We start from the raw sequence: 471 nt of genomic DNA on the forward strand, positions 1-471 counted from the left end.
ACATACTTACAGACTAACAGAGTCTGTAAGTTCGGAGGTCTGTAAGTCTGTAAGTTGCAGAGTCTGTTAGTCTGGAAGTTCGGAAGTCTGTAAGTTCCAGAGTTACAGAGTTCGGAAGTTCGTAAGTTCGGAAGTCCCCCCCAGGGATCCCGGCGTCCAGGGGGCGGGGCTCGAGGACCCCCCCTTGCCTTCCACGGGCCATTTGGGTAGCATGCCTCCCGTGGGCAAACCCCTCTTCCTCACCCCCGAGGAGCTGGCCCGCGCCCTAAGGGTGGACCCGGAAACGGTGCGCCGCTGGCTCCGGGAGGGCCAGGTGCGGGGGCAGAAGGCGGGGCGGCTCTGGCGGGTGCCCTGGGAGGAGGGGGTGCGGCTTTTGGGCAGCGAGGAGCGCCTGGAGGAGGCCCTGAGGGAGGTGCTGGGGTGAGGGTGGTGGCCGTGGTGAACGGCAAGGGCGGGGTGGGCAAGACCACC

1 protein-coding gene is annotated in these 471 nt (G+C 65.0%); it reads left to right on the top strand.

The window, feature by feature from the left end:
* The first annotated feature begins 211 nt into the window (after positions 1 to 211).
* A complete protein-coding gene (locus ACYQ0J_RS00455) occupies positions 212 to 424 on the top strand; it encodes a helix-turn-helix domain-containing protein (protein ID WP_093008607.1) in 213 nt (70 codons plus the stop codon).
* The last annotated feature ends 47 nt before the right edge of the window (positions 425 to 471 follow it).

Source organism: Thermus sp. FJN-A (assembly GCF_054655095.1).